This is a genomic window from Klebsiella sp. M041 (assembly GCF_059759695.1).
In genome coordinates, this window is the sequence record NZ_JCAXWU010000011.1 from 1 (window position 1) to 14,322 (window position 14,322).

General features: G+C 50.8%; 14 protein-coding genes and 2 pseudogenes. 9 read left to right on the top strand and 7 right to left on the bottom strand.

The genetic code is table 11. From position 1 onward, the window contains the following. The first annotated feature begins 180 nt into the window (after positions 1-180). From AC6CWS_RS15550 to AC6CWS_RS15565, 4 genes and pseudogenes are all read left to right on the top strand, one after another. On the top strand, positions 181-1,041 hold the full coding sequence (locus AC6CWS_RS15550) for a DUF4435 domain-containing protein (protein ID WP_065883896.1): 861 nt from the start codon (positions 181-183) through the stop codon (positions 1,039-1,041). A gap of 413 nt (positions 1,042-1,454) precedes the next feature. Then, positions 1,455-1,667 carry a hypothetical protein gene (locus AC6CWS_RS15555; protein ID WP_065806308.1) on the top strand — a complete coding sequence of 71 codons (213 nt, stop codon included), beginning with the start codon at positions 1,455-1,457 and terminating at the stop codon, positions 1,665-1,667. Next, positions 1,667-2,764: pseudogene (locus AC6CWS_RS15560) on the top strand (phage tail-collar fiber domain-containing protein). The gene AC6CWS_RS15555 and the pseudogene AC6CWS_RS15560 overlap by 1 nt, the downstream one beginning before the upstream one ends. A 238-nt stretch (positions 2,765-3,002) precedes the next feature. Further along, positions 3,003-6,068 carry an NACHT domain-containing protein gene (locus AC6CWS_RS15565; protein ID WP_498256415.1) on the top strand — a complete coding sequence of 1,022 codons (3,066 nt, stop codon included), beginning with the start codon at positions 3,003-3,005 and terminating at the stop codon, positions 6,066-6,068. 145 nt (positions 6,069-6,213) lie between these two features. Here the strand turns inward: AC6CWS_RS15565 and AC6CWS_RS15570 are convergent, their stop codons facing one another. Both AC6CWS_RS15570 and AC6CWS_RS15575 read right to left on the bottom strand, forming a co-directional pair. After that, entirely contained in the window at positions 6,214-6,645 is a 432-nt protein-coding gene (locus AC6CWS_RS15570; protein ID WP_498256416.1) for a phage tail protein, read from the bottom strand. 385 nt (positions 6,646-7,030) lie between these two features. Continuing rightward, on the bottom strand, positions 7,031-7,297 hold the full coding sequence (locus AC6CWS_RS15575) for a hypothetical protein (protein ID WP_064158355.1): 267 nt from the start codon (positions 7,295-7,297) through the stop codon (positions 7,031-7,033). Between the two features lie 156 nt (positions 7,298-7,453). Here AC6CWS_RS15575 and AC6CWS_RS15580 point away from each other — a divergent pair. Continuing rightward, a pseudogene (locus AC6CWS_RS15580) lies at positions 7,454-7,642 on the top strand (hypothetical protein); the annotation flags it as partial. A 199-nt stretch (positions 7,643-7,841) separates the two neighbouring features. Continuing rightward, complete coding sequence (locus AC6CWS_RS15585; RefSeq protein ID WP_023289245.1) at positions 7,842-8,081, top strand: putative hemolysin; 240 nt, start codon at positions 7,842-7,844, stop codon at positions 8,079-8,081. Here the strand turns inward: AC6CWS_RS15585 and AC6CWS_RS15590 are convergent. Then, a complete protein-coding gene (locus AC6CWS_RS15590) occupies positions 8,071-8,427 on the bottom strand; it encodes a DUF488 domain-containing protein (protein ID WP_023289246.1) in 357 nt (118 codons plus the stop codon). The genes AC6CWS_RS15585 and AC6CWS_RS15590 overlap by 11 nt on opposite strands. Continuing rightward, entirely contained in the window at positions 8,414-8,923 is a 510-nt protein-coding gene (locus AC6CWS_RS15595) for a 2-thiouracil desulfurase family protein (protein WP_023289247.1), read from the bottom strand. Before AC6CWS_RS15595 ends, AC6CWS_RS15590 begins: the two co-directional genes overlap by 14 nt. A 145-nt stretch (positions 8,924-9,068) precedes the next feature. On the opposite strand from AC6CWS_RS15595, the gene AC6CWS_RS15600 reads away from it, so the two are divergent. Further along, a complete protein-coding gene (locus AC6CWS_RS15600; protein ID WP_065882966.1) occupies positions 9,069-9,761 on the top strand; it encodes a CTP synthase C-terminal region-related (seleno)protein in 693 nt (230 codons plus the stop codon). Positions 9,762-9,792: 31 nt separating this feature from the next. Here the strand turns inward: AC6CWS_RS15600 and AC6CWS_RS15605 are convergent, their stop codons facing one another. Next, entirely contained in the window at positions 9,793-10,968 is a 1,176-nt protein-coding gene (locus AC6CWS_RS15605; protein ID WP_074442658.1) for a CynX/NimT family MFS transporter, read from the bottom strand. Positions 10,969-11,075: 107 nt separating this feature from the next. On the opposite strand from AC6CWS_RS15605, the gene AC6CWS_RS15610 reads away from it, so the two are divergent. Then, positions 11,076-11,870 (top strand): AraC family transcriptional regulator, encoded by a 795-nt coding sequence (locus AC6CWS_RS15610; protein WP_072096654.1) that lies wholly within the window; start codon positions 11,076-11,078, stop codon positions 11,868-11,870. On the opposite strand, the gene AC6CWS_RS15615 is transcribed toward AC6CWS_RS15610, so the two are convergent. Further along, positions 11,854-12,300: a DUF441 domain-containing protein gene (locus tag AC6CWS_RS15615; RefSeq protein ID WP_004203746.1), complete on the bottom strand. Its 447-nt coding sequence runs from the start codon at positions 12,298-12,300 to the stop codon at positions 11,854-11,856. The genes AC6CWS_RS15610 and AC6CWS_RS15615 overlap by 17 nt on opposite strands. A 117-nt stretch (positions 12,301-12,417) precedes the next feature. Next, a complete protein-coding gene (locus AC6CWS_RS15620) occupies positions 12,418-12,918 on the bottom strand; it encodes a YbaK/prolyl-tRNA synthetase associated domain-containing protein (RefSeq protein WP_023289251.1) in 501 nt (166 codons plus the stop codon). Between the two features lie 246 nt (positions 12,919-13,164). Between AC6CWS_RS15620 and AC6CWS_RS15625 the strand changes: the two genes are divergently transcribed. Then, entirely contained in the window at positions 13,165-14,301 is a 1,137-nt protein-coding gene (locus AC6CWS_RS15625; protein ID WP_072096653.1) for a glycosyltransferase family 9 protein, read from the top strand. Positions 14,302-14,322: the final 21 nt, after the last annotated feature.

Genomic DNA, 14,322 nt, shown 5'->3' on the forward strand with positions numbered 1-14,322 from the left:
CTGAACAAAATGACGAAAGCAGGTATGCCTGAAAGCGTGCGTATTGCCTGAAAACACAACCCGCTACGGGGGAGACTTACCCGAAATCTGATTTATTCAACAAAGCCCATTAACATATGATCTTTTTGAGATTCTAAAAAATAAAGATAGTCTACATAATGAAGTAGAAGGACGTGCTGAATGATATCTTTACGAGATGCACTTGGGGAAGACGATTGGCTTAGTAGCATGATGTTATTATTTAGAAACGAAATGCATAAGCATAATATACTTATTATCGTAGAAGGCATTACTGATATTAAGTTTTTCAATGCCTATCGACTCGATAATCGATTTATCTATGAATCACCTGAAAATGGCAAGCGTGAAGTAATTTTCGCTGTAAACCAACTACGAGAAGCTGGGAATGATGCCGTGTATGGCATCTGTGATGCAGATTTTGATGGCTTATCTGGCATTAGCCATAATGGTGTTTTTTTTACTGATGCTCATGATTTAGAAATGATGTTAGTGAAAGGAGGTGTGGTCGATAAATTTATAATGACACACACGGATCGGAAATTGATCCAAGGTAATTTAGCCGAGGTTTTTTGTCGCGATGTTAAAATAAATATCCTTTGCGCTTGTTATCGACTTGGGCTTCTTAAATGGTTTAATTATCTTAATCACAGTAAACTTAATTTCAAGGGTATGAATTACAGGGAGTTTATTAATATAAATAAAACAGAAGTTATTGTTGATGATATGGAATATATTAGATATGTCCTTTCTAGAAGTAGAGCTGTTGCAGAGCAATTAAATGCAGGTGTGTTACTTGAGGGAATGCGTAAGCTTGAGTTGATGTCGCCTGAGCATTTTTCCATTTGTAATGGACATGACTTCACCTGTATTCTTAAGATGATGTATGAAACTGATATTTCAGTTAATATAAACATGCGGCTGGATGAAATTGATAATTATTTGCGACTTTGTTATGATCAACCAACATTTAAAACAACAAGGTTGCATACATCTCTAAATCAATTATTGGCCTTACACTAATTTTGTATTTTATCTATACTGGAAATATTCCAGTATAGATGCCTGATTTTTTATTTTTTCTCAAATGATTTTGTCGTGTTTAATCAATGTTATTTTTTATGTCTGCTTATGTCTGTAATAAGTCGAAATATCTGACGTTAGCTAAATTAGCACTGAACAGTAAAAAATTAACTAATGCCTTAGAATAGTACAGCGTGATTATGCAGCGACGTTAACACGATATTTAATCTTGCGAGTTACCCGGAGATTGTCACCACAACGGCAATATTCAGGAGCTGCGCATTACTGGCCGGTAAAGGCCTGGTATTTATGGACAAGGTGCCGAACGTCACCGCGCACTATTACGCGTTTTATGCCTGCGTGGGCTTGGACGATTACGACGATTTACCCGGCAATTGGATAACGAATAAATCATGAAAACATTCAATCAATTAAAATTCCTGATCGACTTTTGCCAGACCGATGCGTTTTTCCTTGAGCACCTGAACCGGCTTCAGATCGCCGGCGTGATTTATCTTGATGAAGGCGATATCGATGCTGACCGCAAGACCGTAAGTGATGATTTTGATGATCGCCTTGCCAGTGTGTACGGCATTGAGCCAGCAACAAAAAATGAGGAGGCATAATGGCCACGGGACTGACACTAACCACGGCGGGCGCCGCCGAAATCGAGGCCGCGTATCAGGCGGGGGAGGTTGGGGATATTACCGCTGTACTGATCGGCGATGGTGGCGGCGTGACATTGCCGACCGATCCCGATGACCTGGCGGCGGTGACGGCGCTTTTTGGACAGTTTGGCCGTGAAACCTTTGACTCTGATTCAAGCTATGAGGGGTTTATCAGCGGTCAGATCGTTATCAACTGTCAGGATTATCCGGGTAAAATGCTCAGAGAAGCGGGGCTGGTTAGCGCTAAAGGTACGCTCATTGCTTACGGCGCATACCCGGCGACATACCTCCCGGCGCAATCAGATTCCATCATCAAAGAGATCATTTTGACGCTGGTGTTGACGCTGACGCACAGCTCAAATGTACAGCTCATTATCGATCCGACGCTTGCCACACTCACGCAGGAAACAGGTGATAAACGCTATCTGCGGCGAGCGCAAAATCTTTCTGATTTAAACGATACCAAAGAGGCCCGGGAGAATCTAGGGCTGGGGAACTCAGCCACGCGGGACGTGGGCACCGAGGCGGGAACGGTAGCTGCGGGGGATGACTCGCGCATCGACGGCGCACTTCAGAAAGAAAATAATCTTTCCGATCTGAGCGATACATCCTAAGCCCTGAAGGCGCTGGGACTCAACAGCGACGGAGCTGCCTATAGGGCAATTGTTGACGCCATTTTTTATGTCGGAGTTGTTGTCTCTGGCGAGCAAAGTCCAGCGGAGCGGTTCCCTTGGCAGACATGGGCTGACTTAAGTGAAACCTTTGCTGACAGGGTGGTGCGGATTGGTTCTCAGTATGGCGTGACCGGCGGCAGTAACAAAGTAAAACTTGAGGCGGATAACTTGCCTCCCCACTGGCACCGTTCAGGTGATAGATCTCCCGGTGCGACATGGGATCCAAACACCACTCACGGCACTGATAACCAGAAGAGCGGTCCATTGGCACTTACTGAGGGAACTTACATTGATTCTTCAGGCCTGCTGGGAACCTCAAACAAAGCGGTTGATGTTACTAACGAATATCTATCCGTATGTATGTGGAAACGCACAAAATAAAAAATCAAACTTCTTTTTTGCTAGGAAACATAGAACTTTTTTCTTCAGTAAAAGAATATTAGGTGGTTATAAGGCCTGGTGGTAATATTTTTTCATTATTTTTATGTGTTTTTTAGATGATCTTAAGGTGGGTATTGGAAATCAAATGCTTAGTGATCTTCTCTCTTGGTTGTCAAATTTAGATAACGAAAAAAGCTATGATAATATTTTTTACATTTTGTAATGATAAGGATTCATCGTGGCCGCAAAAGACGAAGGTGCAGCAATCAGTGATAAAGTGATAAATGCTGGGGAAAGAGTATTTAATTTATTATGGAGTTCTAACGGTGAACATGATTTATGGCATTGGATTTTATTGATTTTTATAGTTTTAAGTGTGTTTGGAGTAGGGCTTTTTTTTATTTTGAAGACAATTTGCGCTTTAATTGAGCAACTTGCAAAATTTCTTGAGTCATATAAGTCTAGCGGATTTCCAATTTGGTTAAATAAAGATAATAAAATCCGCGTTAGAAAAAGAAAACAATTTTGCGCAGTGCTGGATGCCGATTTGTCATATTTGGCAAAGGCAGAGAACTGGAATGATCAATACTTTACTGATCTTGAGGCAGAAGTCGAAACTGAAGGTGGGTACTATGCTTCTGCATTAGATAAGTTACGAAGGAAAAAATCTTTTGGATTACGCAAAGAACGTTCTCTCATACGTGCTATTTCATCTAGTACAGAGCGTGCTATGCAACTCGTTGGCGAGCCTGGGTCAGGTAAAAGTGTTGCTTTACGGCATTTGGCTAAGCAATTTGCAATACAGGGAAAGAAGTCCAATGATAAAAAAGCAACGGTGCCACTTTATATCAATCTCCGAGAGATGGAGGTCAGTAATATAGATGAAATAAATGCAGATAGCGTACGTAATTTTGTATTAGAGAACATAAGACGAGGAGATGCAGATACTGCTGCATTTGTAAGAGAGAATTGGGAGGATTATTGCAATAGAGGTGTGTGGTTGTTCTTGTTTGATTCTTTTGATGAAATACCTTCAGTTCTACATTCAGCCACAGGCAGTAATATTATTCAAACATACTCACAAGCTCTTAGACAGTTTCTGGAGGGAATGGGAGAGTGTCGAGGTATTTTAGCGTCGCGAGAATTTAAAGGGCCTGAGGCATTGCCGTGGAAAAAAATACGTATTTTACCTTTAAGTGGTGAAAAACAAGATGAGTTAATTCGTAATTCATTCCTTAATGAAAGTAATCTAAACTTGGTACGGCAACACCTGGCAAGCCCTCATACAACCATAGGTACTACGCCTCTTTTCTTAACGCTTCTATGTCGTTATGTCAGGGACGAACAACGCGCTCCTAGTAATGACCATGATATTCTTTTTCAGCATATTGAAAGATTAGCGAAAAGAGAACCTGAATACTTGGAGCGAAAATATAAATTGAGCCCTGAAAATTTAATGATAGGAGCCGAGCGTTTAGCTAGACTATTTGCAGAAAATGATACTTTAAGTCTTGCTCCTACTTTGGATCAGATAATGAATCAATTGCCTGAGGAAGACATTCCTGGTGGTTCAATTGAGCGTTTAATCTCTGCGTTAGTAGATTGTAAGATTGGAAGAGCAGATGTACCTAATGCAGCGCCAGGAGATAGACGTTTCGCATTTGCCCATCGCCGGTATCAAGAAGCTTTATTTGTTCGCTATTTAACTGTCAATCCTGGGATAGTTTCCGAAAAGGAACTTTTAACCGAAGCTCGTTGGCGGGAATATACAGTTACTCTGTTGCAAACTAGTGAATTAGTAGATATCAGTAAGCTGTTAGACTATGCATGTACAATCCTCAAAGAACGTGCTTTAAAACAAAAGTTTATAACTTGTAAAAACTCATGCAGTCTCACTGGCTTAGCATATTATGAATGGTCTTCCGAAATAGCTATACAGCTAATTAGTTTGTTACAGGATGGTTTAAGTCATAGAATAAATGATGTCCCGAGCAGTCTTTCATCCGCTGTATTTGATTTTTTGAAGCCCCGCTGGGAAAAAGGCGACTCTTTAGATCGTAGAGAGGTGTTACGATTAGGAGGGTTGTTACCAGAAAATATACTTATTGAATACGTTGTTGAATCTTTTAAACATGGAACTAAATCTGAGAGAATGAACGCATTCAGACAGGCTACCTATACATCCCATCTCCCAAAGGAAGCACAATCTGTTGTTTTGAAAATGCTTTTTAATAAAGTTATTTCAGCTAAAAATCGTGCTGAACAGCTAACAGTCGAGGCTATGGCAGCAAGACTACCTCCGAATATTGGTGCCAATATTGTAGTTTCTCGGGCGAAAAAATTTAGACGTAATTTGGCGTTGGTAAAAAAATTTGTTCCCCAGTTTTTAGTGCTTGGCCATTTTATGTTGTTTAATGTTGTTGTTAATCGTTCAAACTCTATTATAAGACGGTTCACTTCTATTCCGTTAGACTTTCATAATACAGATGAAGATGGAGTTAAAGAAGAGATATATTTGATTTCATTGTTTATGAGTTTAACTGTTATGTGCGGTGTGTTTTTTTCATTAATTTCAAAAATAACGTCGAGTCTAGTTGTTCTTGGGTGTGTGACATCCTCTCTTCTCTTTTTATATTCAGCAATTATGCTTGCTCCATTTTTAGTACGCTATCAAGCTCAGGAATTTAATATATTCAAATTTTTATGCTGGGCTTCAAAGTTTTTTATAAATCAGGCTTTTATAAAAAAAGTGTTATTGGCGATTATTGTTTTTATTTCTTTTGTGTTGGTGAGTTCTGCTTTAGGATATTGCATGTCGTGGTTTATAACTAAATTTATACCTGTTAATATTATTAATCTCGGGGATGTGAATTTTATTGTTAATGTTTTTTTAGGTTTTGTTCTTATAACAATATTATTTTATATTGTCGTTTGTATTAAGTTCTTGGTTAGATGGAAAAACATGGGGCTACAAATAAAACATCATATGATGAAATTGGATTGGGTTAAAAATATGGGTTATTCTGATGTTGAAGTGTTATGTTCCGCTGAGGACTATAGACAACTAGTGTTCTGGTTGGAGCGAGATGACCAATTGTTAACAGAAACTCATACCATCCGTTCTTTTTCTAGTTTTGTATTAAGTGTTTTACGCATTAAAATAAAAAAGGATGAGCTTGGCATTGAAAAGATCCCTTCGTGCTTGAAGCATAGTAAAGAAGTTGTAGTAGATGGGAATAAAGAAGGTTTTTATTTTGAAATGTTGCGTCAAATTTTAGAAGACCGCTTAGAATTTTGTAAATAATTCGACATAGTGATCCTATCTATGTATGGGATCACTTAAGTATTTGCTACGTTTGATAGTAAATGTTGCTATTTTTTAGATGCACAATTGGTCACCGCCCTTTAGAATGGTGATCAAGTATAGATAAGTGTAATTCTTCTTTATCTCATAGAGTTGGCATCATTTTACTCACCGATAAATTTTGCAGCCGCTCCCTGATATCCTCATCAACCCGCTGCAACGAGAGTGTGAGCTCAATTTTTTTCGCCTTACCATAGCGATCGAACTCCTGATACGTCTCCTGCAAACCCGTGATTACATACATCCCGTAAATAGAGCCAATCCCATCAATTATCGGCCATGCCAGCCCGGTATATGCCATCGTCGAGACGGCACCCAGCGACAGGTTGCCGCCGGTAATTTCAGGGTTCAGCAACCCACCCAGCGTCAGCTGGTTCTCACCTACGCCAACGTACTGCCATTTTGCGCTCTGGCCCACACGGTCATTTTTAAAGTGCCGCCAGTGACGGGACAGCTGCAATTGCTGATAGGGCAGTGTCCTGAGTTCAAATACAAAAAGTCCGAACATCATCATCATAGCTATAACTCCTGTTAATCATGGTCCCGGAACGAACCCCGGGCAGCGCGTTGCTGTTTGTTAATTGCTGCGCGGACCGCTTCGCCAACAAGACGTGCCAGTTCGCGCGGATTGCTGCTCTGAGTGCCATGCAGATGAACATGAATATCACCGGAAAAACTACCACCTGAAGTCGCAGCCGCCATGTGGGTGCTTTGATTTCGGCGAACTGGTTGCCATGCCTACGTCTGTTTTATCAATGGTTCGCCAGCGGCAATAACCGGGCGAGCGCTGACAGACTGGCGGACAAGCTTCGACTCCTGCCATTCACCACGTACTGCAAGGGCTGGAGGGAGATTTTTAAATACAATGTCACCCGGCCCGATACGTTTGCGCTTTTCCTCATCTAAAAGGCCTTTGGTGTTATCCGCGATTTGGCCCAGCCGCCGCTCTGTTCCAGTGTTGCCCCGAGCACATTGGGCGGCGGGGCGCTGCCTTTACTTGCAGGTTTTTTAGATGACCATTGCCACTCCCTTTTAACCATGCGCCCGGATTTTTCATCCCATTCCCACATAACCGGAATAGCCCTGAGTCTGGCCGCTTCCAGCCAGGCTCTTTCAATGCCATTGGGAATGAGATCGAGCTTCTCCAGTAACCAGCCGACGCCTTCCATTAACTTCTGAAGCGGCCAAAGCAGTACGCTAAGTGCGGTCCCCAGGACCTCGCCAAAGGTCTGCCCGGCGCTGGCGCATTTGTTTAGCGCCTCGTGACTCTCCTCTGTGGGCCTTTATACTTTTTTAAACCAGTTCCAGACGTTTTTGACTCTATCCTGCATCTGACCGTGTCTGGCTTTAAGCCTGAAATTGATATTCAGGATTGGATCATTGCAAGAGCGGAATATGTGATCGGTGATAACGGATTTATCACGAAAATGGAGCTTGAGGCTAAAATAGGCGACTGGATTGAAGAGGGGGCTATCCTTGTCAATGTGGTCGATATGTGGACACTTTTGAAATAAATCCTTTTATTTCAATTTATCAAATCCCAAAAAAAAGCCCCGTCGGGGGCGACGGGGAAAAACTCATTGATTATGGAATGATCTGTTCTCTGGTCAGTTCGAGAACAAGGGTTAATCTACGGGGGAAAAGTGCAGGCAAGATGGAGAAAACGTGGAGATTCAGGCTAAAATCCCCGGGAATTGAAGAAAGGGAGAAAAGATGAAAAAGTTACTGGCTATTTTGCCCCTGGCGCTGGCCGGCTGCGCCCAGCCGCAGCCCACCGCGCCGACGAAAACCATCGGCATGGCCAATCCCGCGTCGGTCTACTGCCAGCAATCCGGCGGCACCCGGGTGCCGGTGCAAACGCCGCAGGGCGTCAGCACCCAGTGCAAGCTGCCCAGCGGCGAAACCCTCGATGAGTGGGCGCTATGGCGCCGGGACCATCCGGCTAAATCGTAACCGGCAGGGCCGCCAGCCAGGCGGCCAGCACCCGGGCATGATTCTGCTCGGTGTTCTTCGCGGCGTACAGCAGCGTCAGCGGCTGGCGCTGCGCCAGCGCCGCCAGCCGCAGGCCCGTTTCGCGATGTGCGTCGAGCTCCTGACGATAGCGCTGGCTGAAGTGGTCGAAATCGATCGCCTCGCCGTGAAAGGCTTTCCGCAGCTCAGCGGACGGCGTTAACTCTTTACACCACTCATCGCAGGCCAGCGCCTCTTTTTTAATCCCCCGCGGCCAGAGACGGTCGACCAGCACCCGATAGCCGTCGCTGCTTTCCTGTGGATCGTACACCCGTTTACATTGAATCATCATCCTGCTCCCTCTGTGCCATCCAGGCGAGCAACTGCGGGATCTGCCCGTCGGAAAATACCGTGATGCCGTGAGCGCGCAGCAGGTCGGCGGCCACGCCGGCGCCCGCTTTGCGCCGCCCGCGAAAGGAACCGTCATAGATAAACTGACTGCCGCAGGTGGGGCTGCCGTCGGTGAGTAATGCCGCCTGACATCCCGCTTCCCGGGCGGCGCTGAGCGCCAGCCAGGCGGCCAGCTGATAATGTCCCGTGACGTCGCGGCCGTCGCTTTCCACGATCCGCGCCCGTCCGGCAAGCACATCGCCGCCGGCGCCGCCGAGGATCTCCGCCGGCAGGCGGGGCGTCGGCAGACCGGCCGCCAGCTCCGGGCAGTGGATCACCAGACGATCCGCCTGCTGCCAGCGGGACAGGGTCGCCGCCAGCTGCGCTTTCTCGCTACCGTTATATCGCACCTGGAATCCCATCAGGCAGGCGCTGACCAAAAGCTTACTTTTCATCCTCTCTCCCTTTTGCGCTTGATCCAGTATACCTCACCCGCCGGCCACGGCGGGGGGGTGAAAATAAGGATTGTGTTCCGCGGAGGGGATCGCTATCCTGACGTGCCTTGTGCTGCTCGTCTCGTCCAGACATAAGGAACCTGCTATGAAAACCCCTTTACGCCTCGCCCTCGTCGGCGATTATCACCCCGATATTGTTGCCCATCAGGCCATTCCCCTGGCGATAGACGATGCTGCCGCCGTGCTGGAGCAGCCGGTGAAATATGACTGGCTCGCCACCCCGTCGATCGCCTCCGGCGACGCGCTGGCGGAGTACGATGCCGTCTGGGTCGTTCCCGGCAGCCCGTATCGTCACCCGGAAGGCGCGTTTGCCGCTATCCGCTATGCCCGTGAAAACAGCATTCCTTTCCTCGGCACCTGCGGCGGCTTTCAGCATGCGGTGATTGAATACGCCCGTAACGTGCTCGGCTGGCAGGACGCCGGTCATGCGGAAACCGACAGCGAAGGGCGGATGGTGATCGCTCCCCTCAACTGCTCGCTGGTGGAGACTACTGCCGTCGTCGAGCTGCGGGCGAATACGCTGATTGCCCGCGCCTATGGTCGGGAGAGCATTGAAGAGGGCTACCACTGCCGCTACGGGGTGGACAGCGCGTTTGCCGCGGAGCTGGAGCAGGGCGATCTGCGCGTCACCGGCTGGGATGAAGAGGGCGAGATCCGCGCCGTCGAGCTGGTGACGCACCCGTTTTTTGTCGCCACCTTGTTTCAACATGAACGTCATGCGCTGGACGGGCGTCCTGCGCCGCTGGTGCAGGCGTTGCTGCGCGCCGCGGCACAATAACCCTACCGGCAGCGGGCGCTGCCGGTCATTTTCAGGGATGAATCTCCCGGTTGCGCCCGGCGAGGGCGCCGCAGACCGCCATCACCAGCGAAATCAGCGCCACCGCCAGCAGCGGAATATGCCAGTCGCCATTGGCATCGTGGATCCTACCCATCAGCGGCGGTCCGCAGGCGGCCAGCAGATAGCCGACGCTCTGCGCCATCCCCGACAGCGCCGCGGCCTGGTGCGCCGAGCTGGCGCGCAGGCCGATAAACGTCAGGCCGAGGATCATCGTGGCCCCGGAGCCAAAGCCGAACAGCAGCGTCCAGCCGATGGCCAGCCCTGGCAGCAGCCACAGCCCGGCGGCGCTGATGGCGCACATCAGGGCGACCAGCACCGCGATCCCACGCTGGTCGCGCAGCCGATGCAGGATCAACGGTATCGCCAAACCGGGCGCGGCGGTCGCCAGCTGCAGCAGGCCATGCAGCGAGCCGGCCTGCGCTTCGCTATAGCCCATACTCTGCAGAATCGACGGCAGCCAGCCGATAATCACGTAATAGACCAGCGAGTTGATGCCGAGGAACAGCGTCACCTGCCAGGCCAGCGCCGACCGCCAGATCCCCCGGTTATGCATGGCGCCTGAGCCGGTCAGCGGCGCCTCCGCTTGACGCCGGGACTGCGGCAGCCAGCTGACGAGCGCCAGCAGCGGGAAGATCATCAGCAGCAGCAGCGCCCCGCGCCAGCCGAATCCGGCCATCGCCACGGGGACCACCAGCGCCGAGCCAAGCGCCGCCGCGCCGCCCATCGTCAGGGAATAGGCGCCGGTCATCCGGGCGACATGCTGCGAGAAATCCCGTTTAATCAGCCCGGGCAGCAGCACGTTACCCAGCGCAATGCCGCAGCCGATCACCGCCGTGCCGATAAACAGCCATGCAGCGGAGGGCAGGGAGCGCAGGGCAATGCCGGCGCAGATCAGCAGCATCGCCAGCAGCAGGCTGCGCTCCATGCCGAATCGGCGGGCAACCCCAGCCGCCAGCGGCGAGACAAGGCCAAAGGCCAGCAGCGGCAGGGTGGTGAGCAGCCCGGTCTGCGCGGTGGTCAGGCCATAGTCGCTACGAATCGCGTCCAGCAGCGGCGCCGCGCCGGTAAAGACCACGCGCAGGGTGGTGGCGATGAGCAGGATACCGGCAATCAGCAGCGCGGGGCGGCGGCCGGTGGAGGAGATCACAGAAGACATATCATTCTCAAGGTAACTAACGAGGGGGGTTACGATAGCGACTTTGCCCCCTGTTTAAATCAAGCTAAAATGACAGATTATCGCTAATATCGGACAACATGATGATCGGACTGGGTCTGGATGGTTATGAACCGGACAGTGGCCACGAATCGGCTATTGCCTTTCGTATTCGGGTGGTGGAGGCGGAGCAGTATATTCCGGCGCATTCCCACCGTAAGGGGCAGCTGATCCTCGCCCTGCACGGCGCCTTGACCTGCGAGGTGGAGAACGCGATGTGGATGGTGCCGCCGCAGTATGCGGTGTGGGTCCCGGGGCAGCTTTCCCACAGTAACCGCGCCACCCCCGGCGCCCAGGTGTGCTTCCTGTTCATCGAGCCGGGCGCCGCGCCGATGCCGGACCGCTGCTGTACGTTAAAGATTTCCCCACTGGTGCGTGAGCTGATCCTCACCCTGGCGGAACGCGGCGGCGAGTCGCTGGCCGCCCCCGCCACGGCCCGGCTGGTGCAGGTGCTGTTTGATGAGCTGCCCCGGCAGCCGCAGGAGCACCTGCAGCTGCCGGTATCGAACCACCCGAAAATTCGCCAGATGGTGACGATGATGGCCGAGGATCCGGCGCGCTGGCAGACCCTGAGCCAGTGGGCGGCGGAGTTCGCGATGAGCGAGCGCAATCTGGCGCGGCTGGTGGTGCGTGAAACGGGGCTGAGCTTTCGCCGCTGGCGCCATCAGCTGCAGCTGATCCTTGCGCTGCAGCAGCTGATCCGCGGGCAGACGGTGCAGCAGACGGCCCAGGCGCTGGGCTACGATTCCACCACCGCCTTCATCACCATGTTTAAGAAAGGGCTCGGACAGACGCCGGGCCGCTATCACGGCAGCCTGGCTACGACTTCCCAATAAACAACGAGATGATCCCGGCGGCAATCAGCGGCCCGACCGGGACGCCGCGAAACAGGGCGACGCCGAGCACCGTACCGACCAGCAGTCCGGCCACCAGATGCGGCTGGGAGCCCATCAGCGAGACGCCGCGCCCGCCGAGCCACGAAACAAACACCCCGACCGCAATCGCCAGCAGTGATTTCCAGTTCATAAAGGAGTGGATCAGGGTCGACGGCGGCAGCGTGCCGCTGGCGATGGGCGCCATCACGCCGATAGTCAGAATGATGATCCCGACGGTCAGTCCCTGTTTCTCAATCCAGGGAAAGAAGGCGTTCAGCGGCGTGACGCGCACGATAATCAGCACGAGGATAGAGATCGCTACGGTGGTGTTATGACTGATAAAGCCGAGCGCCGCCAGACCCAGCAGGATCAACAGGGTGGTATCAAACATGTACAGAGGTCCTTGCCAAAAAAAGAAAGCCAAAAAATATCCCGCTTACTCTACGCATCGTGGCGTGAATAAACAGGATTTTTGCGCCATGCGGCGGAAATCAGGGCCGATGCCCGGTTAGCTAAGACGGCGAAAGGTCGCGATCTCCGGTCGGGCGATATGTAAATAGTCTTCGGTATCGAGAATGATCGACCGGTCCAGGCGCCCGGCGTTAAAGGCGATTTGTGGAAAGCGCTCAAACAGCAGCGGGTCGGCCACCAGGCGCAGCGCCGGATGGAAGCTGAAGGGGGGAATGGCGCCGAACACGCAGGCGGTGAGCGCCTCCACTTCCGCCGGGCTGGCCAGCGAGGCTTTGCTGCCGCCGATATGCCGGGCCAGGCTGGCGAGGTCGGCCTGCTGATCGGCGGCGAGGATCGCCAGCACATGCTGGTTGACGCCGTTTCCTTTTACTTTACAGACTAACGCTTTCGCGCCCTGGCCAAGCGCGGTGCCGCGGATCGCCGAGACGGCTTCGCACTGGCCGACCGCGTCGTGCGCCATCACCCGGTAGCGCGCCTGGTGTTCGTCGAGCAGCGCGCACAGTCGCTGGTGGATATTACCTTCTACTGCTTCAAGCATAGCGTCCTCCTGACAGCATAAAGCAGCCAGCTTAGCGCTGTTGCGCCAGCCTGCCAACGGTGGGCCGGGAAATTCACCATTCGCTCATTATTGCTTCACAGTGCTGTGTTGCAATCCCGCAGGGCTGGATGAGTTTTGTAAATAAAAAAAAGAATGATTTTCATTTTCAATCGAACTTTTTTTATTTCGCTCAGTCTTTATCGGACGACACAGAATATTAATGATTGCCGTAATGAGGTTAGGATGATGCACGATGCAACCATGCAGGGTTCCCCACGCAAGAAGTTTAATAAAATAAGGGAACTCAACAGACGGCGAAATTACTTCACTAAGAAAGTACGTAATGCTCTGCGGGTGGGAGTGGCGAAAGCGCTCTGGGATCGCCGACGCCGTCAGCCGGTGGATTTGTCGTCCGCGAAAACTGTCTTACTGATGCGCAACGAGGGGGCGGTCGGCGATGTGGTGGTGGATTCCGCGCTGGTGAAATGCCTGCATCAGTCAGGCTATATCGTTGATTTCCTGCTGACGACCTCTAATAGCCAGGTGATGCGTTATAACCCGCGGATCCGCCATATTTATGAAGCTGACCCGGTCACGTCCGCCGATTTTTTGCGAAAATTTAATCATAACGTTCCCCGCGACGTTATTAATGAACTGGCTAATAATAAGTACGATATTATTATTGACCCTTCGCTGTTCGATATTCCCGTGCATCGTCTACGGCTTTTCCGACAAATAAAAGCGAAATCGGTGCTCGGGTTTAATAAATGGCCGTCGATTAAGCACTACTCCCACTCTTTTGATTTTGACTGCCAGCGCTGGCACGTGACGAAAACGTTCGAGTTGATCGCCGATTATCTCAAACTGGACACCTGCGGGCTGGATGCTTACGACCTGGCGATCCCCGGGCCGATTATGCAGGAGGTGGCGCAGTATCTGGCGTCGCTGAGCGGAAAAGCGGTAGTGATTAATATTTTTGCCGGCCATGCCGACCGCAGTCTCTCGCAGACGCAGCTGGCCGAACTCCTCGACAAGCTGCTGGCTCGCCATCCGGGGATCGCGGTGATTCTGCTCGATCACCGGCGCGAGATCCGCATCCCGCTGCCGCCGGAGGTGGTGGTTAATCCATTTAACACGTTGCACCATGCGATGGCGCTGATTGCCCAGGCGGAGCTGATTATCTCCCCGGACACCTCGGTGGTGCACATGGCGGCGGCGTGGAACAAACCGCTGATCGCGGTCTACAAGGACGTTCTGCTCAACAACCGTCTGTGGGCGCCGGGCTATGACAACGCCAGGCAGGTTATCGTTAAATGCGGGAAGGTGCATCAGCATCGCGAGCTGGTGGATCGGATAATGGCGGCGCTGCCGGAGACGCTGTGAGGCGATGAGGGGAGGCTCACC